Raw genomic sequence first — 20,337 nt, forward strand, 5'->3', positions numbered from 1 at the left:
TGGTGTCGGCGTTCTGCTGTCGTGACCGGCTCGCCGTCAGCGCAGGCGGTCCGCCGAGGTCCGTGCAAGCTGCCTGACCAGGTCCGCATTCACCGGCTCCGTCCCCGTTGCCACCAGCTGACTGACGGTCGACCCCACGAGGGTCAGCACCGCGTCGGTGGTCAGGGACACGCCGTCGCTGGTCACCGCGAGTCGCACGGCCACGGATGCGTCGCCGATCGTGGGCGCGTCGGTCAACAGAGTGGACGCCCCGACGCGGTAGTCGACTCGCACGCCGTCGGCATCGGTGCCGGAGAAGGTCGCGCAACGAGTCAGGGATTCCTGCACCGTCCGGAAGGCTGTCAGCGCTCCGGGCCCGTCGTAGCTGGCGGTGTCCTGGTCGATGGAGGAGAAGTCCGGCCCGCCGTAGGTGACGGAGGCGGAGCTGATGCCGCCGGGAAGCTGGGTTGCGACAGGTGCGAGCACGGCAGCGCACTCGGCCGGGTCGGTGCTCGATCGGTCCTCCGCGGACGCGCCGGGCGACGAGGGGTCCAGCGGCGGCAGGTCGTACCCGGTGTAGCCGGGCGGCAGGTCGGCGATGCTGATCATCCTGCCCGCCAGCAGAGCGTTGTCGGTGATCGGTCCGCTCCCGGTCGTGGCCGCCGGGGTCTCCACGGGGACGAACGCGGACAGTTCCACGGTCGGTGCCTCGGGGGCGGACTCGGAGGACGTGTCCGTCTCCGCCGGACCGCTGCAGGCGGTCAGTGTGATCACGGCGATGGCCGCTGCCGCGACCCGAGCGCTCAACTCCATGTCACCGTGTTCCCGGTGGTCTGCTTCAGCGTCGTCTGACTGTTCGCGTCGCGGTAGATCTGATCACCACCGACGGTGACGGTCCCTCCCAGCGGGAGCGGCTTGGACGGGTCGATCCGCAGTTCACCCTGACCGGTCATCACGAACGACTCGATGTTCAAAGTTCCCTGGTTGTCGGGCAACTGCCACACCGGGTCCTCGGGCGATTGCTCGACAGCGACGTCGACGGTGGCGACTCCGTTGTCCAGAGCTTTCAGGGTGACGGTCGTCGTCTGCTTCAGCGAGATCCCACTGACCACTTCCTGGGTCACCGTCCACGACGCCCCGACCCCGACCGGCTCGGCCGGGAAGGGAACAGCACGGTAGACCGCCTGCGAGAGTGCCTGTTCCACGGCCGAGCGGGCGATGTCGCGTGCGTCGGGAGACGGGTCGATGGTCAGTGCGGTGACCGCGCCGGACGCCGTGGTGGTCAGGCGAGCCGACGACCCCTCGGTGGGCGACAGGCTCGCCTGCAGAGTGGCGTCGGGAGTGGTGGCCGCACCCAACGTCATCGCGATGTCCAGGGTGTCCGCGCCCTCGGTCTCGGACGACGTCGCCGTCATCGGCATCGTGAGCGCGGGGGTCGAGAAGTCCTGCGGCGCGGCCGCATCGATCTGCTGGACGATCGTCGACTCCGTCGTCAGGGTCGCGGACTGCTGGTCCTGCGACGGCGCTGAGGCGATGACGGCCCGAGGCTCGGCTCCCGGGTCGACGAGGGTGGTGGTCACGTCGGAGACGGGCAACGTCACGGCCGTGGTGCTGGGCGTCAGTTCCTCTGTCGCGGGGGTGTCCGAATCGGTCCCGCACGCAGCGACAGCGAGGACGACGGACAGTGCCGCTGCGGCGACGAGGGCACGGCACGGACCGGGGCGCGTGGAGAGGGGTGTCACACGCCCGAGGTTAGCGGTGCAACCTGAGCGCTCGGTGAGCAGTATTCGGGCACGGACGGGAAACGGCGGATCCGATGTAGTGGAGAATGGACCGGTGACCGACGTGGAACCGCCCGATGTTGAACCTCGCAGCCGTCCCGCTGCCCGACGCATGCGACGGCTCGTCACTGTCGCTGCCGTCGTGCTCGCGCTCGACCTCGCCACCAAGATCGCCGCGGTCGCTCTGATCGCGCCGGGCGAGCGCGTCGGCATCGTCGGCGACACCGTCACTCTCCGGTTGGTTCGCAACGCGGGCGCTGCCTTCTCGATGGCGACGGGCATGACCTGGTTGTTGACGCTGGTGGCCGTGGCTGTCGTCATCGGTGTCGTCCGTATCGGCCGGACACTGCGATCCGGATGGTGGGCGTTGGGACTCGGTCTGGTGCTCGGCGGTGCGTTGGGCAATCTGATCGACCGCTTCTTCCGCGCCCCGGGCCCGCTGCAAGGGCACGTGGTGGACTTCGTGTCCATCGGATGGTGGCCGGTGTTCAACGTCGCCGACTCGTCCATCGTCTGCGGGGCGATCCTGCTGGTGGCAATCACGGTGTTCGGTATCGAACCCGACGGACGACGCCGCTCCGATGCCACCGACGACAGTTCCGACGACGCTGTGAACGTGGAGAAGAACGCGTGAGGGAGTCGCGGTCGATGCCCGTTCCGGACGGGCTGGACGGTATGCGTGTCGACGCCGGCCTCGCGCGCCTGCTCGGTGTGTCTCGGACGGTCGCGGCGACACTCGCCGAGGAGGGCTCCGTGCAGGTGGACGGCGCCGACGTCTCGAAGTCCGACCGGCTGGGTGGTGGAACGTGGCTCGAGGTCCAGCTTCCCGAGCCGGCGCGTCCGTTGACCATCGAGGCGCAACCGGTACCCGGGATGGAGATCCTGTACTCCGACGACGACATCGTCGTCGTCGACAAGCCCGTCGGTGTCGCGGCGCACGCCAGTGTGGGATGGACCGGTCCCACGGTCATCGGTGGTCTCGCGGCGGCCGGCTTCCGCATCTCGACGTCGGGCGTGCACGAACGTCAAGGCATCGTCCATCGGCTCGACGTCGGAACGTCCGGTGTCATGGTGGTGGCCACGTCGGAGCGGGCCTACACGCTGCTGAAACGGGCGTTCAAGGAACGCACCATCGACAAGCGGTATCACGCACTGGTGCAGGGCCATCCCGACCCGAGCAGCGGAACCATCGATGCCCCCATCGGGCGTCACCGCAGCAACGACTGGAAGTTCGCGGTGACGGCGGACGGTAAGGCCAGCATCACGCACTACGACACGGTCGAGGCCTTCCAGGCGGCGAGCCTTCTGGACGTCCACTTGGAAACCGGTCGCACGCACCAGATCCGGGTCCATTTCTCGGCGCTCCGGCATCCGTGCTGCGGCGACCTCACGTACGGTGCGGACCCACGTCTGGCCGAGAGGCTGGGCCTCGAGCGGCAGTGGTTGCACGCGAGGGCCCTGGGATTCACGCATCCGGGCGACGGCCGCTATGTCGAGTTCTCCAGCCCGTATCCGACGGATCTGCAGCATGCACTGGACGTGCTGAGGGCGACCTGACCGTGGTGCATCGGGCCGCGCCGGTAGCGGCCGTCGTCGTGCTGGCCGTGCTCGTCCTGGTGCTGGGCGTCGTGAATCCGGTGCGGATGTCCTCTGTTCGCACGGATGCGCTGGGTCCCGACAACGACGAGACCGCCGAGCAGTATCTCGACCGAGTGGGCGCACCCGACCCCGGCGACGACCCGCAGTGGGCTCTCGTGTCGTTCGCGCGGGAACTCACTGCGGACGAGGTGCCGTCGGTCGTGGACGGCGCCCGAGTCTCCGTCGTGTACGTCCATGTCGTCGTCGATCGGGTCCAGACCCCGCTCGTCGAGGTACCGGTCCCGGACACGCGGCAGGTCGTGATCCGGTCGGTGCGCGAGGCCGCGAGTTTGGTCCCGCCCGGTCGCACCTATCGAGGGAGAGCTGTGCAGACCCTGGTCCGGAACCGGCTTCTCGCGGACTGTTCGTGCGTCGCGGGAGTTCTGGTCCGGTCGACCGGGAACCGGTTGGTTGCTCTGGCGGGCAGCGCGGATATCCGTGCGGTGGAAGCACTTCCGACGGACGCAGTGTTCGGACGTTTCGCCGTCGCGCCGCTGTACCCCGAACGTGTCGGCGACGCCGTCCAGCCCGACGACGGGCCGCTCCCGCCCGCGTGAGGTGAGTCAGGGTTCGAGTCGACCGAAGCCCAGGACGGCCGAGTCGTCGTCCACGGCGAGATCGTGCACCCTGATCCCGCCCATCTCGTTACCGCCGACGGTGGTCACGGAATCGCCGTCCACCGCCACCACGATGTTGGTGTGCTGACCCACCAGGACGTTTCCCAGCGGACCGCCCGATTCGTAGAGCACCACATCGCCGACGGCCGGCCGATAGTCGCCGACCGGTTCGAAGCGGCCCTGCTCCTGGTAGTACTCGGTCAGCGTGTAGACACCGGGGATCCGCCAGCTGCCGGAGTTCGGATTCTCCAGCGGCATGCCGCTCTCACGCATGACCCAGCTGACGAAATCGGCGCACCACGCTTCCTCGACGCCCTCGGCGTAGAACGTTCCCGGACGGGGCTCGCCGTGCTCCTGCCCCGCAACGGACAGGACGCGTTGCTGGCCCGGCGTCAGACTCGAGCTCGCCGCGGGGAATTCGGCTGTGTCCCAGGGGAAGTAACGCTCCGGCGCCGACCACACCACCGCGCCGCCGACGATGATGCCGACTGCGGCGACGCCGACGGCACTGCGGCGGACCCGTGTTCGTGTGGTCGTCGTCATGGCCTCGACGCTACCGACGCGCACGGCGATGCGGGCACCGCCGGGTGGATCTTCACCGAACCCTCACATGGTGAACTGGACGCATGACTCCCATAGGTCGCCGACACGTCGCGGTCGCGGTGTCGGTGGCACTCGTCGCCGTCGCTGCGGTCGTCGTCGGGTCGGCATCGTGGGTGGCTCTCGCCTCGCACGGCCGTGTGCACGACGCGGCCGATGCGCCGACCGCCCCTGTCGCGATCGTCCTCGGGGCGCGCGTACAGGACGGTGAGCCGTCGGCGTTCCTGCGCGGGCGACTGGACGCGGCACTCCGGTTGATGGAGGACGGGACGGTCCGTGCTCTGCTGCTCTCCGGCAATGCGAACGGCGCGTCGGGGGACGAGATCGCCGTCATGACCGACTACCTCGTCGATCGGGGTGTCGACCCGTCCAGGATCGTCGCGGACGGCGTAGGTCTGACCACGTACGACACGTGCCTGCGTGCCGTGACCACCTACGGGGTAGGACGAGCGATCGTCGTCAGTCAGGGGACCCACGTGTCCAGAGCGGTGGCGCTCTGTCGCGCGGTGGGACTGGACGCCGACGGTGTGATCGCCGCGTGCGACTGTTCGCGCCGCGCCCTGCTGCGGCAGTTCGTCCGCGAGATGCTGGCGCGACCCAAGGCGGTGCTCGACGTCCTGCGCGGCAGACCTCCAGCAGTCTCGACGCCGGCGACGGACGAGGTGCAGCAAGCGGCGCGCTGAGCACGCTCGGAATCACCTCGAGTCGAACCCTGTCGGGCCGGTCGGCGCCGGGGGAGTGTGAGCGAGAGCATTCATGCACGAGTGCTCATGTCGCCATGTGAACCGACCTCAGGAGTCCGACGTGTCCGTCACCGATCAGTACCTCGCGAACAACAAGAACTACGCAGCCTCGTTCTCGGGACCGCTTCCGCTTCCGCCGAGCAAGGGCGTCGCCGTCGTCGCGTGCATGGACGCGCGGCTCGACGTCTACCGCATCCTGGGGCTGAACGACGGTGAAGCGCATGTGATCCGCAATGCCGGCGGAGTGGTGACGGACGACGAGGTCCGCTCGCTTGCCATCAGCCAGCGGCTGCTCGGCACCACCGAGATCATCCTGATCCATCACACCGACTGCGGCATGCTCACCTTCTCCGACGACGACTTCAAGGCCGGCATCGCGGACGAGGTCGGTGTCGAGCCGACATGGGCAGCCGAGGCGTTCGGAGATCTGGACACCGACGTGCGTCAGCAGCTGAAGCGAATCGAGCTGAGCCCGTTCGTCACGAAGACCACGTCACTGCGCGGGTTCGTCTTCGACGTCGCCAGTGGAGAACTGCGCGAGGTCACCGCAGCCTGATCTCGGCCGGTGAGGCGGGGTCAGTTCGCGCTGCCCCGTCGCGCCTTCTCGAGAGCGGCGAGAGTCGACATGACGGTCGCGCGCTGGCGCTGCAGGTCGCTCAGCCGCGCTCGCGCGGGGAGCCCGGTAGAGGACTCCGCGTCGGTGATTCCCACGTCGATCGCCGAGAGCTGCTCGAGCAGTCCCGCGACGCGGTCGGCCAGGACGGAGACGTCGACATCCGTGACGACGCCCGAGGGCGCCGGCTTCGTCGCAGCGGTGGTCGACCGGGCCGGAGCCGAGCGGACCGACGCCGATGCTCCGGCGCGCGCCGAGGCCTTCCGTACGTCGGCTGCACCCGGTCGCTTGGGCAGGCGCACGCGGTCGAGTGCGGCACGGGAGGCGCGAGCCGCGGTGCGGTGCTCGAGTTCCTCGTCGTCGTCGGACGTGACAGCGCCGCCCAGGGGACGCAGTCCGTACATCCCGATGAACCGGCGGGCAGCGTCGATCGTGTTCTCGTGCTCGCGGCATTCCGCGCACCGCGGCTCGTCCCGGAACGTCTCGATATCGGTACGGCTGCCGCACCAGACGCAGCCGCCGGGGCTCCACCGGCGGGTGGTCGGGGGCACGTCGGCGGTGCTGTCGACGGGCGTGGAGGTCATCGTGGAGGAAGTGCTGGAGCCGAGGGTTCGATCGTCGATCACGTCGAATCAGCGTAGTGCACGGATGCGGTACCGACTCGCGGGACCGTCTGTCGCCTCGGGCTTTTCGCACCGACGGTGATGAACGTCATGACACATCGCGTCGCACCGTCCATACTCGGCACTTGTGAGCAGCCTCGAAGTCACGACCGTCGCAGACGGCGTCCACGTAGCGTACGGTCCCGACGTCAACTGGACGCTCCTCGTGGACGGTGAGGACGTCACCCTCGTCGACTCCGGCTACCCCCGCTACGTCGGTGCCGTCCTGGAATCGCTCGCCCGGGTCGGACGCCGTCCGGAGGATGTCCGTGCGATCCTCCTGACCCACGCCCACATCGATCACATCGGCGGCGCTGCCCACTTCGCGACCACCTACGGGACTCCGGTGCTGACCTCGGACACGGAGGCGCGCCACGCTCGGCGCGAGTACCTCGAGCAGGCGACGCCGCTCGACGTGGCGCGCAATGTCTGGCGACGCGGCGCGCTGCCCTGGACGTTCCGCATCCTCCGGGCGGGCGGGACCGAGTCGGGAGCGGTGCCCGACGCCGACGGTTTCGGGTCCGTCGTGGGGCCGGTTCCCGGCGGTCCGCTCGACCTGCCGGGTGGCCCGGTGCCGGTGGACACGGCCGGGCACACGTCGGGACACACGGCCTATTCCGTCCCGAGCGCCGGCGCCGTCCTCAGTGGCGACGCGGTGATCACCGGTCACGCCCTCAGCGCGCACGAGGGTCCGCAGATGCTTCCACCGCTGTTCGAGCACGATCGGCCGCGCGAGCTGGCCGCCCTGGACGCGTTCGCCGCCCTCGATGCCGACGTGCTGATTCCCGGCCACGGGCCTGTGCACCGCGGTTCCGTCGCCGACGCGGTGCGACGCGTACGTGCCGGCAGCTGAGGGCCGGGCTCAGCGCGTCCATCGAATCCTGATGGGACCCTTGGCCGTCGACGGGTCCACCACGGAACCCTTCTGCGTGATCTGGACTTCGCCGGCGGCCACGAGGCGTCGGGCGGCTCGGCGAACGGGTTCCATCAGGGGACGCCAGTCGTCGGGGGCCACCGCGCGTGCGACGTCGGACGGGCAGATCGAGGAGTCGCGAGCGCGCCCGTCGAGGGCGCGCCGGATGGCGTCCTCGAGACCGTCGTCGGCGCCGTCCGCACCGGTTCGGCGGCAGGAGTCGCTGCAGTACTTCACGGAGTCCCAGTCGCGCTCCCACTTCTTGCGCCACTCGATCCGGCGCCCGCACACCACACACGTCTTGTCCTCGCGTGATGTCGCGGCCTCGGCCGATCGCTTCCTGTGTGCCACGCACTCGATTGTGCCCTTCCCCGTCGTCCTGGGGTCACGCCCCGCGTAGGGCGCGCAGGCAGCGGGGATAGCGTGAGCGGTGTGACGAGTTCCCGGTTCCGAGTCGGCGCACGACAAGACGGCACTCCGCGCTCGGCCGGCAGCGTGGGCCTGCTCAGCGGGGTGGGCGCCTACGGCCTCTGGGGACTGTTCCCGGCGTTCTTCGGCGTGCTGTCGTTCGCAGGGCCGGTCGAGGTCCTCGCTCACCGGATCGTGTGGACACTGGTCCTGATGCTGGTGCTCCTCGCCGCGCTCGGACGACTGTCGACACTGCGAGGTCTGCCGGCGCGCACCTGGGGTGTGGTGGCGTTGTCGTCGGTCTTCATCTCGATCAACTGGGGCGTGTACATCTACGCCGTCTCCCAGGACCGAGTGGTCGAGGCCGCGTTGGGATACTTCATCAACCCTCTGGTCAGCGTCCTGCTCGGAGTCGTCGTGTTCCGGGAACGGCTGGGTCGTGCCCAGATCGCGGCTCTCGCACTGGCATTCGTGGCGGTGGTCGTGCTCACCGTGGACTACGGCCGACCGCCCGTGATCGCGCTGACGCTGGCGTTCTCCTTCGCTCTGTACGGAGTGATGAAGAAGGTGGTCCGGCTCGAACCCACCACGTCGCTGACCGCGGAGGGACTCGTCGGTGCACCGATCGCCCTGGTCTACCTGATCGTCCTGGGGGTCGGAGGGGGAGCGAGCGCGCTGTCCCTCGGGGTGCCGCACGCCCTGCTCCTGGTACTCGCCGGGCCCGTCACCGCACTGCCTCTCCTGCTGTTCGGAATGGCTGCGCAGAAGTTGCCGTTGGTCACCCTCGGCCTCCTGCAGTACCTGACACCGGGCTTGCAGCTCGCGTGGGGAGTGCTGGTGCTGAACGAGGACATGCCGGCGTCCCGGTGGATCGGATTCGCGCTCATCTGGTGCGCGTTGGTGATCTTCACGGTGGACTCCGTACGGCGTCTGCGGGCCCACCGGGTGGCGTCGGTGCCGGTCGAGGCGGCGTCCGCGGACACACCACGCTGAGTCCTCATCCGTCACAGTCGTCACAGGCGCGTGTGACGGCGTTGCGTGTCGGTCCGAAGCCTTAGAGTGGCTCCCGTGTCGGACTTCGTTCATCTCCACAATCACACCGAGTACTCCATGCTGGACGGGGCGGCGAAGATCGCGCCCATGTTCGCCGAGGCCCAGCGCCTCGGGATGAGCGCGGTCGGTATGACGGACCACGGCAACATGTACGGCGCCAGCGAGTTCTACAACGAGGCCAAGAAGGCCGGGGTCAAGCCGATCATCGGCATCGAGGCGTACATCGCTCCGGAGTCCCGCTTCAACAAGAAGCGCGTGCTGTGGGGAGACCGCAGTCAGAAGTCGGACGACGTGTCCGGCAGCGGCGCGTACACCCACATGACGATGGTCGCGGAGAACGCGACCGGTCTGCGCAACCTGTTCAAGCTGTCGTCGCTGGCGTCCACCGAGGGTCAGCTGGGCAAGTGGGCCCGTATGGACGAGGAGATCATCGCCAATCACGCCCAGGGCATCATTGCCACCACGGGGTGCCCGTCCGGCGAGATCCAGACCCGTCTGCGTCTCGGCCACGATCGGGAGGCGCTCGAGGCGGCGGCGAAGTGGCAGGAGATCTGGGGCCCCGAGAACTTCTTCCTCGAATTGATGGACCACGGTCTGTCCATCGAGCGTCGTGTCCGTGAGGGTCTGCTGAACATCGGGCAGCAGCTGTCCATCCCTCCGCTGGCCACCAACGACTGCCACTACGTCACCAAGGACGCGTCGGTCAATCACGAAGCGCTGCTGTGCATCCAGACCGGCAAGACACTCTCGGACCCCACCCGCTTCAAGTTCGACGGCGACGGCTACTACCTCAAGTCGGCCGAGGAGATGCGCGCGCTCTGGGACGACGAGGTGCCCGGCGCGTGCGATTCGTCGCTGCTCATCGCCGAGCGCGTCCAGCCCTACGACGAGGTGTGGGAGCACCGCGACCGGATGCCGGTGTTCCCGGTCCCCGAGGGTTACACCCAGGGCACGTGGCTCCGCAAGGAAGTGATGGACGGTCTGCACCGCCGCTTCCCCGACGGTCCCACCGAGGAGTACCTCTCCCGCGCCGACTACGAGATCAGCGTCATCCTCGAGATGGGGTTCCCGGCCTACTTCCTCGTCGTCGGTGACCTGATCAACCACGCGAAGGACGTCGGTATCCGCGTCGGACCGGGTCGTGGATCCGCCGCCGGCTCGCTCGTGGCGTACGCGATGGGTATCACCAACATCGACCCGTTGCCGCACGGACTGCTCTTCGAGCGCTTCCTCAACCCCGAGCGTGTGTCGATGCCCGACATCGATATCGACTTCGACGATCGCCGCCGCGGCGAGATGGTCCGCTACGCCACCGAGAAGTGGGGCAGTGACCGTGTGGCACAGGTGATCACGTTCGGCACCATCAAGACCAAGGCCGCCATCAAGGACTCGGCGCGCGTGCAGTTCGGCCAGCCCGGCTTCGCCATCGCCGACCAGATCACCAAGGCGTTGCCGCCGCCCATCATGGCCAAGGACATCTCGGTCGCCGGTATCACCGACCCCGCGCACGAGCGGTACAAGGAGGCCACCGAGGTCCGCTCGCTCATCGACTCCAACCCGGATGTGGCGAAGATCTATCAGACGGCCAAGGGCCTCGAGGGTCTGATCCGTAACGCCGGCGTCCACGCCTGTGCCGTCATCATGTCCTCGGAGCCGCTCACCGATGCGATCCCGGTGTGGAAGCGTCCGCAGGACGGCGCCATCATCACCGGCTGGGACTACCCGTCGTGCGAGGCCATCGGCCTGCTGAAGATGGACTTCCTGGGGCTGCGCAACCTCACCGTCATCGGCGACGCCATCGACAACATCAAGGCGAACCGCGGGATCGACATCGATCTGGACGCGCTTCCGCTCGACGACCCCGCGACGTTCGAATTGCTCTCTCGCGGTGACACTCTCGGAGTGTTCCAGCTGGACGGCAGCGCCATGCGCGATCTGCTGCGCAAGATGCAGCCCACCGGCTTCGAGGACATCGTGGCCGTGCTGGCGCTGTATCGGCCCGGTCCGATGGGCATGAACTCGCACAACGACTACGCCGATCGCAAGAACGGCCGTCAAGAGGTCAAGCCCATCCACCCCGAACTCGAGGAGCCGCTGAAGGTCATCCTCGGCGAGACGTACGGCCTGGTGGTCTACCAGGAGCAGATCATGCAGCTCGCACAGAAGGTGGCTGGCTACTCGCTGGGCCAGGCCGACCTCCTGCGCCGCGCCATGGGTAAGAAGAAGCTCTCGGAGCTCGAGAAGGCCTACGCCGGGTTCCGGCAGGGCATGTTGGACAACGACTTCTCCGAAGCGGCCATCAAGGCACTGTGGGACACGGTCCTGCCCTTCGCCGGCTACGCGTTCAACAAGTCGCACTCCGCCGGGTACGGGCTGGTGTCCTACTGGACGGCGTACCTCAAGGCCAACTATCCCGCCGAATACATGGCCGGTCTGCTCACCAGCGTCGGTGACGACAAGGACAAGGCCGCCATCTACCTTGCCGACTGTCGCAGGCTGGGCATCACGGTGCTGCCGCCCGACGTCAACGAGTCCGAGCTCAACTTCGCCTCGGTGGGCACGGACATCCGTTTCGGTATGGGCGCCGTCCGCAACGTCGGCGCGAACGTGGTGGCCTCGATCATCGCGGCGCGCAAGGAGAAGGGGAAGTTCACCGACTTCTCCGACTACCTGGCCAAGATCGACGCCACGGCCTGCAACAAGAAGGTCACCGAGTCGCTGGTCAAGGCAGGCGGATTCGACTCCTTGGACCACCCGCGCAAGGGTCTGATGCTGATCCACGCCGACGCCATCGACGCGGTGCTCGGAACCAAGAAGGCCGAGGCCATCGGACAGTTCGACCTGTTCGGCGGTGTCGACGCCGACGAGTCCATCACGTCCGTGTTCAATGTCAAGATCCCCGCGGAGGAATGGGACAGCAAGCACCGTCTCGCGCTGGAGCGGGAAATGTTGGGCCTGTATGTGTCCGGGCACCCGTTGAACGGCGTCGAACACGTGCTGGCCGCGCAGTCCGACACCGCAATTCCCACGATTCTGGAAGGCAGCCTGAAGGACGGCACGCAGGTCACGGTGGGCGGCATCCTGGCGTCCGTCAACCGGCGCGTCAACAAGAACGGCCTCACCTGGGCCTCCGCTCAACTCGAGGACCTCACGGGCGGTATCGAGGTGCTGTTCTTCCCCCAGGCGTACTCGGTGTTCGGCGCGGACGTGGCCGAGGATGCCGTCGTGCTGGTCAAGGCCAGGGTGTCCGCGCGCGACGACCGGATCTCGTTGATCGCCAACGACATCGCGGTGCCCGACCTGTCGTCCGTCGGAGTTGCCAAACCAGTTGCCGTCAGCTTGCCGACGCGTCAGTGCACCGCGGACAAGGTGGGTGCCCTCAAGCGGGTGCTGGCCAGCCATCCCGGCACCACCGACGTGCACCTGCGACTCATCAGTGGCGACCGCGTCACCATGCTCAAGGTGGACGAGAAGCTGCGCGTCACACCGTCGTCGGCACTGATGGGGGATCTGAAGGCATTGCTCGGACCCGGCTGCCTCGCAGTCTGACGGTGCCTCACTGCCTGACGATGGCTGACCGCTCGACGGCCGCTGCGAGGTAGGCCTCCGGGTCGACGCCGAAAGGGTTGTCCCTCAAGCCCTCCGCGATGATTACGCGGTAGCGGTCGGCCGGCGCTCCGCGTTCTCGCACGTGGCTCGACGTCAGAGTCACGGCCGGGACGCCGTCGATGTCGTCCAGGCGTAGCGCCGCGTCGTACTTTCCGCGGTGGGGCTCGGTCGACGGCTCCACCGGGAGCAGCGCCCACGCCCCCGGCCGTGTCGGCACGACTGCGCGCACGTCGAGTGTCTGCTCCGTCTGTGCGTTCTCCACGGTCGCGATGTGGTCGAGGGCGGACCAGTCAAGCAGGTAGGCGCGGGCGATGCTGTCGGAGTCGGAGTCGGAGTCGGGGGTGGGCGCGAGCGAGAGGAACGCGGACGCTCCGGTCCACCGGGCCGAGACGCCGGCGAAGTACACCGCATGCGGCACGGTGATCCACCGGCGCTCGCGCGGAGGCGACAGGGTCCGCGGGGCGGCGTGCGCACCGAATCTGCTGTCGGCCGCAGAGCCGCCCAGGTAGGCGTCGAGGCGTGCGGGCAGGGTGTTCGAGCCGTAGCCGACGTACCAGACCAGTTCGTGACCGTTCACAGGAACGGACGGTACCGTCGGATCGTCAATCGAACTCGACCGAGAGGGACGATCTCATGATCACGAACTTCATCAACGCCGTGCTCGAACTCGTCGGTGGCATCGCCGCCGGAAGCAGCGGGCTCTACTTGGCCCCCGGTGTCCTGCCGTTCGGTTCCTGACCTACGGCCGGACCACACGAACGCCGACGGGGCGCCCACACGATGTGGGCGCCCCGTCGGCGTTCGTACGTGGTCAGCGTCGGGTGCGGAAGCGCTCGGTCGTTCCGAGTGCCCACCACAGCGTCACGCCGACAGCGGCAGAGGTGAGGACGGCTGTCTGCATGGTGACAGTCAGGGCAAGGGCGGCGAAGACAAGGAGCGCGAGCACCAGGCTTTCGATCTTGTAGAGCGGCCAGTCGGTGCCGGCAACGTCCACCGTACGGACGGGGAAAGCGCGAGTAGTTGTCAGGTCGACCGTGGTCATGCTGCCTCCCGAACGTCGATTTCCGTACACCCTGCGTTGGTTCGAAGGCTACACGTACTTCGAAGTTCGGGCCACCGAAACTCGCCGATCAGGCCCGTTCGGTTGCCGATCGAGGAGGTGCTGTGTGTACTGGTCTCATGCCATTACAAGGGGAGTACGAACCGAGTCCGTCCACCTGGGCAGCCGATCAGGCCGACCTGTACGAGAGCTCCGGTGGAACCGAGGGAACCGAGATGCGGGGGATGCCCGTCATCCTGCTCACGACGATCGGTAACAAGACGGGCAAGCTGCGGCGCACGCCGTTGATGCGAGTCGAGCACGACGGTGCGTACGCAGCCGTGGCCTCGCTCGGCGGCGCACCGAAGCACCCGGTCTGGTACTTCAACGTCCTCGCGAATCCGCATGTCGAGCTGCGCGACAAGACGGAGAAGTGGGACATGGTGGCCCGAGAGGTCCACGGCGAGGAAAAAGCGCTGTGGTGGGAACGCTCCGTGGCCGCGTACCCCGACTACGCCGATTATCAGGAGAAGACGGATCGCGAGATACCGGTCTTCGTCCTCGAGAGGGCCTGACGTCGGTGTCCGGCCGCTGACCGTGGCAGCATGACCGTGTGACCGAGACGACGACCCGTACCGACGCCGCTGCGCCGACCGCAGCCGACATCGACGCTGCGGCCGTCAGGTTGCGGGACATCGCCACTCTCACACCGCTCGAGTACTGCGACAGGCTGTCCGCGGTGACGGGTGCGAACGTCTATCTCAAGCGCGAGGACCTGCAGCGGGTCCGCTCGTACAAGCTGCGTGGCGCGTACAACCTCATGCTCCAGCTCACCGATGCCGAGCGCGCTGTCGGTGTGGTCGCTGCCAGTGCCGGTAACCATGCACAGGGAGTCGCGTTCGCGTGCCGTGCACTCGGCGTCCGCGGCCGCATCTACGTCCCCACCAACACCCCGAAGCAGAAGCGTGATCGCATCGCCTTCCACGGCGGCGACATGGTTCAGGTGATCAGCGTCGGATCGACGTTCGACGCCGCCGCCGCAGCCGCTCTCGAGGACGTCGCACGGTCCGGAGCCACCATCGTCCCGCCGTTCGACGACCCTCGGACGACGGCCGGCCAGGGAACCATCGCCGCCGAGATGCTCTCTCAGCTCGGCACCACCACTCCCGATCTCGTCGTCGTTCCTGTCGGAGGCGGCGGGTGCATGACGGGAGTGGCCGCGTACCTGGCCGAGCGTTCCCCGGGTACGTCGATCGTCGGAGCCGAACCCACCGGTGCAGCGTCGATGGCGGCGGCCCTGATGGCCGGTGGCCCCGTGACGCTTCCCGAGGTCGATCCCTTCGTCGACGGCGCGGCGGTTCGACGCGTCGGGAACCTGCCGTATCGCGTGATGGCAAGCCTCGGCACCACGGTCGCATCGCACTCCGCGCTTCCCATCAGGACCGGAACCGACGACGGCCGCGGCTCGGTGGTCGTGACGCAGGTCGACGAGGGCGCGATCTGCACGGCCATGCTCGACCTCTATCAGAGCGAGGGCATCATCGCCGAGCCGGCGGGAGCACTGTCGGTGGCCGCACTGTCGCACGTCGACATTCCTGCCGGGTCGACCGTGGTGTGCCTGATCTCGGGTGGGAACAACGATGTGTCCCGCTACGGCGAGATCCTCGAACGGTCGTTGGTCCACAAGGGTCTCAAGCATTACTTCCTCGTCGACTTCCCGCAGGAGCCGGGCGCGCTGAGGACGTTCCTCGACGTCGTGCTGGGCCCGGACGACGACGTCACGCTCTTCGAGTACGTCAAGCGGAACAACCGTGAGACCGGTGCCGCGCTCGTCGGCATCGAACTGGGATCCTCCTCGGATCTGTCGGCCCTGCTGGAGCGGATGGAAGACTCGCCGATGCACGTCGAGCACCTCGAACCGGGCTCCCCGGCGTACCGCTACCTGACGTAGTTCGTCCCGAGCAGCCGCTCGACGACGGCGCGGTGCAGGTCGGCATCCGTCTGGGGAAGGCCCAGCAGCGCGGCGAAGTAGATGCCGTCGCCGACCAAGCGGACGATCTCCGCGTGAACCGGATCCTCGATCTCGCGTTGCAAGGCTCGGTCCCACATTCCCATGACTTCGATGACGGCCTGGTGGACCTCGCCGGGCCGCCCGTCCATGCTGCGCAGCGCAGCCAGCGTGGAGCGGTACAGCGCCACTTCCTCGGCCGAGGTCGCGTCGGGTGGTTGGAGGTACCACTGCGCGAGTGAGGAGCCGGCCTTCTCGGCATCGACTCGCTGTGCGTCCGCGCGGTCACCGAGTCGTCGGACCATCGACGCCATCATCGCGTCCTTGCTCGGGAAGTGGTACAGCAAGCCACCTTTGGAGACGCCCGCCCGCGCGGCCACCGCTTCGAGGGTCGTCCTGTCCAGGCCTTCGTCGAGCAGCAGCGCCTCGAGGGCGTCCAGGATTCGGTCGCGCGTATCGGCTGCCATGACAAGGACTGTACCGGCTGGACGGTTGTTGCTACTCTGACGGAGTCCGACTGTACCGTCCGGACGGTAAACGAAAGAGGTGACCTGTGTCCGTGTCCGCGGCTGCGTCCGTGCAGCCGAATCCCGAAGAGTCCGCCGTACCCGCCACGAGGCGTGAATGGATCGGCCTGATGGTGCTCGCCGGAGCGGTGATGCTCATCGCCGTCGACGGCACCGTGCTCGACATCGCGCTCCCGTTCCTGAGTTCCGATCTGCGTCCCAGCAGTACCGAGCTGCTGTGGATCATCGACGTCTATTCCTTCGTGCTCGCGGGACTGCTGGTCACGATGGGCACGGTCGGTGACCGCATCGGCCGACGCAAGCTTCTGCTGATCGGCGCCGTCGGTTTCGGGTTGTCGTCGGTGGTGGCGGCATTCGCGGTCGATCCGGCGATGATGATCACGGCTCGTGTGCTCCAAGGGATCTCGGGCGCAACACTCATGCCGGCGACACTCGGCCTGATCCGGACCATGTTCCAGGTACGCCGCGAGCGCACTCTGGCCATCGGCGTCTGGGGTGCGATGGCGGGCGGCGGCGCTGCCGCCGGACCGCTGGTCGGCGGGTACCTGCTCGAGCACTTCTGGTGGGGATCGGTCTTCCTGATCAACGTGCCGATCATGATCGCGCTCGTCGTGGTCGGGCCCTTCACGATCCCGGAATCCAAGGATCCGACCCCCGGACGATTCGATATTCCGAGCGCGGTCCTGTCGATTCTCGCAATCGTTCCCGTCGTGTACGCCGTCAAGGAGACCGCGGCCCACGGCCCGAACGCCGTGATGGTGCCCATCGCTCTGGTCGGGGTTCTCGCCGGCCTCGTCTTCGTCCGACGCCAACGGACACTGGCGGCACCGATGATCGACCTCACGCTGTTCGCCCAGCGCCGCTTCTCGACGGCCGTCGCCACGAACCTGCTGTCGGTGTTCGCTCTCGCCGGCGTGCTGTTCTTCGGGTCGCAGTACCTGCAGTCGGTTCTCGGGGTGTCACCACTGGAAGCAGGCCTGGTGATGGTGCCGGGAACCGCCACCAGCATCCTGGCATCGCTGGCCGCGGCTCACCTGGTTCGACGGTGGGAGGCGGGCACCGTTCTCGCGGTCGGTCTCGCGACGTCCGCCGTGGGCGCGCTGCTGCTCACCCGACTCGGCCAGACGGACGGGATCGCCGTGTTCATGGCGTCGTTCGTTCTCGTCGGGGTCGGTGCGGGGTTGGCCCTGACGTTGACCTCGGACCTGGTCGTCGCGTCGGTGCCGCCGTCACGCGCCGGGGCTGCGTCGGCCGTGTCCGAGACTGCCTACGAACTGGGTATCGCGCTCGGTGTCGCACTCCTCGGGTCCGTCGTCATGTCGGTGTTCCGCGGAGGCATCGACCTCGCCGCGCTGAACAGCTCGGACGCGGCCGGAGCTCAGGAGACCATCGGCGAGGCGGTGTCGATCGCGTCGACACTGCCCGCCGAGATCGGTGACGCGCTCGCGGCGTCGGCACGCGTGGCCTTCGTCGACGGCATGCACGTCGCGGCCGTTGCGACCGCCGTGGTCCTCGCCGGCAACGCGGTGCTCGTGGCACTCGCGTTGCGCGGCGGTGACGGTCAGGACAGGACGACGAAGGAGTGACCCGGGACCGTGGTCGCCGATCCGGTCGCGTTCGGCGTGGCCTCCTCCCACCACAGGAGCGGGGTGCCGCCGTACGGGACCGTGACCGGCGACTCGGACAGGTTGCACACGATGCGCAGTCCGGGTGACCGCTGGATCGCGATCCACCGCTCGTCCTCGTCGTAGTCGACGTGGAGATCGGTCAGCCACGGATCGGTGATCTCGATGCGGCTCGAGCGGAAGGCCAGCAGTGCCTTGTAGCACTCGAGGACCCGCGCGTGATCACCCTCGGTGATCTCCTCCCACTTCAACTTCGAGTCGGTGAACGTCGTGGGATCCTGCGGGTCGGGGATGTCCTCGCTGTTCCATCCGTGCGAGGCGAACTCCGCCTTGCGACCCTTCGCCGTCGCCTCGCCGAGTTCCGGTTCCGGGTGCGAGGTGAAGAACTGGAACGGTGTCGACGCGTCGAACTCCTCGCCCATGAACAGCATGGGGGTGAAGGGGGACAACAGGATCAGAGCGGCCTTGACCGCCAGCTGGCCCGGCGTCAGGTAGAAGCCCGGCCGGTCGCCGATCGCGCGGTTGCCCACCTGGTCGTGCGTCGTGGTGTACGCGACCAACGAACTCGCCGGCAGCAGACGTCGGTCGATCGGCCGCCCGTGCACCCGTCCGCGGAACGTCGAGTAGGTACCCGCATGGAAGAAGCCCTGCGAGATCGTCGTCGCGAGGCACTGCATCGAACCGAAGTCGCCGAAATAGCCTTGCCGTTCGCCCGAGACGGCGGCGTGGACCGCGTGATGCACGTCGTCGTCCCACTGCGCCGTCAGCCCGTAGCCACCGCCTGCGCGAGCCGTGATCAGCGTGGGGTCGTTCAGATCGCTCTCGGCGATGAGGCTCAGCGGTCGACCGACGTGGGCCGACAGCTTCGCGGTCTCGACGGCCAGCTGTTCGAGAATGTGCGTCGCGGTGGTGTCCGCCAGCGCATGCACCGCGTCGAGACGCAGTGCGTCGACATGGAAGTCGTCGAACCACCGCAGCGCGTTGTCGATGATGTAGCGGCGGACGGTGTCCGATCCGTCGCTCGCGACGTTGACCGTCTGTCCCCACGAGTTGGCGCCGTCGGACATGTACGGGCCGAACTTCTCCAGATAGTTTCCCGACGGTCCGAGATGGTTGTAGACCACGTCGAGCGTGACGGCCAATCCTCGTGCGTGGCACGCGTCGACGAAGCGCTGGAACGCTTCCGGGCCTCCGTACCCCTCGTGCACCGTGTACCAGAGGACACCGTCGTAACCCCAGTTGTGCGTACCGTTGAAACCGTTGACCGGCATGACCTCGACGAAGGTGACGCCCAGATCGACGAGGTAATCCAGTCGCTCGATCGCGGAGTCGAAAGTTCCTGCAGTGGTGAAGGTTCCGATGTGCAGCTCGTACAGGACGCCGCCCGCCAGCGGACGACCCGTCCACGACTGATCGGACCATGCGTAGGACTCGGGGGAGTACAGCGCGGAGGCCTCGTGCACCCCGTCCGGCTGCCGGGGCGAGCGAGGATCGGGAATCACCGACTCGTCGTCGTCGAGGACGAAGCCGTACCGCGCGCCGTCGGCAGCAGCGGCCTCGGCGGTCCACCACCCGTTCGACTCGGTCATCTCGTGCAGTCGACCGTCGAGGTGCAGTCGCACACGGTCCGGCGTGGGCGCCCAGACGGAGAACGTGTGAAGGGTCGACGCATCTGCCGAAGTGGAGGGGCTCATGCACGCATCCTTACCCAGCGGAGGCCGTGTCGACACCGGAGACGGTGAGGCGGTTGCGAGCGTCACTCCCGGCCGTAGGTGCATGCTGGAGTCGTGGACAACGACGACGACACCCTCGACCGGCAACCGGACACCAGGCCGGACGACATGTCGATCCTGCCGATGTTCCCGCTGGGCTCCGTCGTACTACCCGGAGACGACGTCCCGCTGCACGTGTTCGAACCGCGGTACCGCGCCATGGTGCAGCACTGCCTCGACACGGACTCGCACTTCGGGGTCGTCCTGATCGAGCGCGGCCACGAGGTGGGCGGAGGCGACGTCCGCGGCACCGCGGCAGTGTCCACGCGAATCGACCGAGCGCTCCCCACCCAGGACGGACGGTTCGTCCTCGAGTGCCGGGGCGTCGAGCGCATCCGTGTCGTCGAATGGCTGACCGACGATCCCTACCCTCGGGCTCGGGTCACCGCGTGGCCCGATGCGCCGGACACCGCGGAGAACAACGACGAGATCGTCGATCTGGTGCAGGAGCGGACCGAGCGCCTCTTCGACATTCTCACCGACATCGCCCGGGCGCGCGATCTTCCGACACCCGAGGTGCCACGCGTCGACGCCGGCGGGGGACGATCGACGGACGAACTGTGGGCGTTCGCGTCGTCGTTGCCCTTCGGCTCGTCCGATCGTTCGAAGATCCTCACCGCCGACACCGTCGGTCAGCGGCTCCGGGTGGTGGCCACGGCACTCGACGACGTCATCGCGATCGCCGAATTCTCCCGACTCCCGGACCTGTGATCGACGGCGCCCGTTAGGGTCGTTCACGACGGGGGTTCG

At 67.8% G+C, this 20,337-nt stretch carries 21 protein-coding genes and 1 pseudogene; 12 read left to right on the forward strand and 10 right to left on the reverse strand.

Annotated features, from left to right (window positions below; genetic code table 11):
* Positions 1-36: 36 nt before the first annotated feature.
* Together AC0IX4_RS10110 and AC0IX4_RS10115 are read right to left on the reverse strand one after the other, a co-directional pair.
* Complete coding sequence (locus tag AC0IX4_RS10110) at positions 37-792, reverse strand: sensor domain-containing protein (protein ID WP_056075849.1); 756 nt, start codon at positions 790-792, stop codon at positions 37-39.
* Positions 783-1,721, reverse strand: coding sequence for a DUF6263 family protein (locus AC0IX4_RS10115; protein WP_056075853.1), 939 nt, complete (start codon positions 1,719-1,721; stop codon positions 783-785). The genes AC0IX4_RS10110 and AC0IX4_RS10115 overlap by 10 nt, the downstream gene beginning before the upstream one ends.
* 151 nt (positions 1,722-1,872) lie before the next feature.
* Here AC0IX4_RS10115 and lspA point away from each other — a divergent pair, with 151 nt between their 5' ends.
* Genes lspA through AC0IX4_RS10130 form a run of 3 tightly spaced genes read left to right on the forward strand, consistent with a single transcriptional unit; the run spans position 1,873 to position 3,955 of the window.
* A complete protein-coding gene (lspA, locus tag AC0IX4_RS10120) occupies positions 1,873-2,394 on the forward strand; it encodes a signal peptidase II (RefSeq protein ID WP_156388456.1) in 522 nt (173 codons plus the stop codon).
* The gene (locus AC0IX4_RS10125; protein ID WP_471828880.1) at positions 2,391-3,317 is read left to right on the forward strand and encodes an RluA family pseudouridine synthase; all 927 of its coding nucleotides are present in this window, start codon (positions 2,391-2,393) and stop codon (positions 3,315-3,317) included. Before lspA ends, AC0IX4_RS10125 begins: the two co-directional genes overlap by 4 nt.
* Before the next feature lie 2 nt (positions 3,318-3,319).
* The gene (locus tag AC0IX4_RS10130) at positions 3,320-3,955 is read left to right on the forward strand and encodes a hypothetical protein (RefSeq protein ID WP_471828881.1); all 636 of its coding nucleotides are present in this window, start codon (positions 3,320-3,322) and stop codon (positions 3,953-3,955) included.
* A 6-nt stretch (positions 3,956-3,961) separates the two neighbouring features.
* On the opposite strand, the gene AC0IX4_RS10135 is transcribed toward AC0IX4_RS10130, so the two are convergent.
* Positions 3,962-4,558 carry a CHAP domain-containing protein gene (locus tag AC0IX4_RS10135; RefSeq protein ID WP_471828882.1) on the reverse strand — a complete coding sequence of 199 codons (597 nt, stop codon included), beginning with the start codon at positions 4,556-4,558 and terminating at the stop codon, positions 3,962-3,964.
* 83 nt (positions 4,559-4,641) lie between these two features.
* On the opposite strand from AC0IX4_RS10135, the gene AC0IX4_RS10140 reads away from it, so the two are divergent.
* A complete protein-coding gene (locus tag AC0IX4_RS10140) occupies positions 4,642-5,298 on the forward strand; it encodes a SanA/YdcF family protein (protein ID WP_471828883.1) in 657 nt (218 codons plus the stop codon).
* A 121-nt stretch (positions 5,299-5,419) separates the two neighbouring features.
* Positions 5,420-5,914, forward strand: a complete 495-nt coding sequence (locus tag AC0IX4_RS10145) for a beta-class carbonic anhydrase (protein WP_471828884.1) — start codon at positions 5,420-5,422, stop codon at positions 5,912-5,914.
* Between the two features lie 20 nt (positions 5,915-5,934).
* Here AC0IX4_RS10145 and AC0IX4_RS10150 read toward each other — a convergent pair whose 3' ends face one another.
* Positions 5,935-6,597, reverse strand: coding sequence for a hypothetical protein (locus AC0IX4_RS10150; RefSeq protein WP_231568792.1), 663 nt, complete (start codon positions 6,595-6,597; stop codon positions 5,935-5,937).
* A 124-nt stretch (positions 6,598-6,721) separates the two neighbouring features.
* Between AC0IX4_RS10150 and AC0IX4_RS10155 the strand changes: the two genes are divergently transcribed.
* Positions 6,722-7,486: an MBL fold metallo-hydrolase gene (locus AC0IX4_RS10155; RefSeq protein ID WP_042576452.1), complete on the forward strand. Its 765-nt coding sequence runs from the start codon at positions 6,722-6,724 to the stop codon at positions 7,484-7,486.
* Between the two features lie 9 nt (positions 7,487-7,495).
* On the opposite strand, the gene AC0IX4_RS10160 is transcribed toward AC0IX4_RS10155, so the two are convergent.
* Together AC0IX4_RS10160 and AC0IX4_RS10165 are read right to left on the reverse strand one after the other, a co-directional pair.
* Positions 7,496-7,783 (reverse strand): DUF3253 domain-containing protein, encoded by a 288-nt coding sequence (locus AC0IX4_RS10160; protein WP_268793354.1) that lies wholly within the window; start codon positions 7,781-7,783, stop codon positions 7,496-7,498.
* Positions 7,766-7,897 (reverse strand): annotated as a pseudogene (locus tag AC0IX4_RS10165) (DUF2256 domain-containing protein); the annotation flags it as partial. The pseudogene AC0IX4_RS10165 and the gene AC0IX4_RS10160, both read right to left, overlap by 18 nt.
* 81 nt (positions 7,898-7,978) lie before the next feature.
* Here AC0IX4_RS10165 and rarD point away from each other — a divergent pair.
* Together rarD and dnaE are read left to right on the forward strand one after the other, a co-directional pair.
* Positions 7,979-8,947, forward strand: coding sequence for an EamA family transporter RarD (gene rarD / locus AC0IX4_RS10170; RefSeq protein ID WP_471828885.1), 969 nt, complete (start codon positions 7,979-7,981; stop codon positions 8,945-8,947).
* 75 nt (positions 8,948-9,022) lie between these two features.
* Entirely contained in the window at positions 9,023-12,556 is a 3,534-nt protein-coding gene (gene dnaE, locus AC0IX4_RS10175; RefSeq protein WP_269430166.1) for a DNA polymerase III subunit alpha, read from the forward strand.
* A 7-nt stretch (positions 12,557-12,563) separates the two neighbouring features.
* Here dnaE and AC0IX4_RS10180 read toward each other — a convergent pair whose 3' ends face one another.
* Together AC0IX4_RS10180 and AC0IX4_RS10185 are read right to left on the reverse strand one after the other, a co-directional pair.
* Positions 12,564-13,193: a hypothetical protein gene (locus AC0IX4_RS10180; RefSeq protein WP_471828886.1), complete on the reverse strand. Its 630-nt coding sequence runs from the start codon at positions 13,191-13,193 to the stop codon at positions 12,564-12,566.
* 234 nt (positions 13,194-13,427) lie between these two features.
* Positions 13,428-13,658, reverse strand: coding sequence for a hypothetical protein (locus AC0IX4_RS10185; protein WP_471828887.1), 231 nt, complete (start codon positions 13,656-13,658; stop codon positions 13,428-13,430).
* 137 nt (positions 13,659-13,795) lie between these two features.
* On the opposite strand from AC0IX4_RS10185, the gene AC0IX4_RS10190 reads away from it, so the two are divergent.
* The gene (locus AC0IX4_RS10190; protein ID WP_042576456.1) at positions 13,796-14,230 is read left to right on the forward strand and encodes a nitroreductase family deazaflavin-dependent oxidoreductase; all 435 of its coding nucleotides are present in this window, start codon (positions 13,796-13,798) and stop codon (positions 14,228-14,230) included.
* A 38-nt stretch (positions 14,231-14,268) separates the two neighbouring features.
* Positions 14,269-15,606, forward strand: a complete 1,338-nt coding sequence (gene ilvA, locus AC0IX4_RS10195; protein ID WP_471828888.1) for a threonine ammonia-lyase IlvA — start codon at positions 14,269-14,271, stop codon at positions 15,604-15,606.
* Here ilvA and AC0IX4_RS10200 read toward each other — a convergent pair.
* Positions 15,594-16,130 carry a TetR/AcrR family transcriptional regulator gene (locus AC0IX4_RS10200; protein ID WP_042576458.1) on the reverse strand — a complete coding sequence of 179 codons (537 nt, stop codon included), beginning with the start codon at positions 16,128-16,130 and terminating at the stop codon, positions 15,594-15,596. The two genes, ilvA and AC0IX4_RS10200, sit on opposite strands and share 13 nt — an antisense overlap.
* Before the next feature lie 170 nt (positions 16,131-16,300).
* Here AC0IX4_RS10200 and AC0IX4_RS10205 point away from each other — a divergent pair, with 170 nt between their 5' ends.
* Complete coding sequence (locus AC0IX4_RS10205) at positions 16,301-17,776, forward strand: MFS transporter (protein WP_471829296.1); 1,476 nt, start codon at positions 16,301-16,303, stop codon at positions 17,774-17,776.
* Here AC0IX4_RS10205 and treZ read toward each other — a convergent pair.
* On the reverse strand, positions 17,752-19,509 hold the full coding sequence (gene treZ / locus AC0IX4_RS10210; RefSeq protein WP_471828889.1) for a malto-oligosyltrehalose trehalohydrolase: 1,758 nt from the start codon (positions 19,507-19,509) through the stop codon (positions 17,752-17,754). The two genes, AC0IX4_RS10205 and treZ, sit on opposite strands and share 25 nt — an antisense overlap.
* Before the next feature lie 93 nt (positions 19,510-19,602).
* Here treZ and AC0IX4_RS10215 point away from each other — a divergent pair, with 93 nt between their 5' ends.
* Positions 19,603-20,298, forward strand: coding sequence for an LON peptidase substrate-binding domain-containing protein (locus tag AC0IX4_RS10215; protein WP_471828890.1), 696 nt, complete (start codon positions 19,603-19,605; stop codon positions 20,296-20,298).
* The last annotated feature ends 39 nt before the right edge of the window (positions 20,299-20,337 follow it).

It is taken from the genome of Rhodococcus sp. AC861, assembly GCF_979256035.1.

Bases quoted from the DNA above. Each gene is read 5' to 3' on its own strand.
- AC0IX4_RS10140 (WP_471828883.1), top strand. From the start codon at position 4,642: ATGACTCCCATAGGTCGCCGACACGTCGCGGTCGCGGTGTCGGTGGCA.
- AC0IX4_RS10135 (WP_471828882.1), bottom strand. From the start codon at position 4,558: ATGACGACGACCACACGAACACGGGTCCGCCGCAGTGCCGTCGGCGTC.
- AC0IX4_RS10190 (WP_042576456.1), top strand. From the start codon at position 13,796: ATGCCATTACAAGGGGAGTACGAACCGAGTCCGTCCACCTGGGCAGCC.
- AC0IX4_RS10200 (WP_042576458.1), bottom strand. From the start codon at position 16,130: ATGGCAGCCGATACGCGCGACCGAATCCTGGACGCCCTCGAGGCGCTG.
- AC0IX4_RS10110 (WP_056075849.1), bottom strand. From the start codon at position 792: ATGGAGTTGAGCGCTCGGGTCGCGGCAGCGGCCATCGCCGTGATCACA.
- lspA (WP_156388456.1), top strand. From the start codon at position 1,873: ATGCGACGGCTCGTCACTGTCGCTGCCGTCGTGCTCGCGCTCGACCTC.
- AC0IX4_RS10205 (WP_471829296.1), top strand. From the start codon at position 16,301: ATGGTGCTCGCCGGAGCGGTGATGCTCATCGCCGTCGACGGCACCGTG.
- AC0IX4_RS10185 (WP_471828887.1), bottom strand. From the start codon at position 13,658: ATGACCACGGTCGACCTGACAACTACTCGCGCTTTCCCCGTCCGTACG.
- treZ (WP_471828889.1), bottom strand. From the start codon at position 19,509: ATGAGCCCCTCCACTTCGGCAGATGCGTCGACCCTTCACACGTTCTCC.